This window comes from Labrys miyagiensis, assembly GCF_030160835.1.
Taxonomy (GTDB): Bacteria; Pseudomonadota; Alphaproteobacteria; order Rhizobiales; family Labraceae; genus Labrys; species Labrys miyagiensis.
On the sequence record NZ_BSPC01000104.1, the window covers coordinates 1 to 537 of the forward strand.

Consider the following 537-nt stretch of genomic DNA (forward strand, 5'->3'; position numbering starts at 1 on the left):
ACGCTGATCGGCCGGCTGGCGTGGCCTGGTGCCGCGGAGCGCCCATTGACGTACAAGTCCATTCTTCTGGCCAATCCGCGCCTCGTCTTGGAACCAGATCTCGATCGGCTTGTGCTTGGGAAGATGGGCCAGATGCGCCTTCAGCGTGGCTTCGAAGTTTTTTTAAACGCCGCGATCGTTTCGGGCTTCTGGCCGGGATGACGCGCACGGGCACTGATATGCGAAAAGCCGATCTGCTTGAGGATCTTGCCCACCGTACGCTCATGATAACTGACGCCAAAGCGTTCCTCGATAACGCGCTTCAGATCGACCCGGCGCCAGCGTACCACGCCATCCTCGACCCGGTCCGGTCCCGTCTTCACAATATCGGCGAGGGTCGATAATTGCTCGGCACTCAGGCGGGCCGAGGGGCCCTCATACCAATGATCCTTCAGCCCATCTGGACCGTGCTCGTTGAATTGGTGAACCCAGTCGCGCAGGGTTTGCCGGTCCATGCCGCCAATCCGCGCCGCTTCTTCTCGACTGCGCCCCTCCAAC

Annotated in this window: 1 pseudogene; it reads right to left on the reverse strand. The window is 60.9% G+C overall.

Going from position 1 to position 537, the window contains the following annotated elements:
• A pseudogene (locus tag QQL24_RS36315) lies at window positions 1–537 on the reverse strand (IS630 family transposase); the annotation flags it as partial.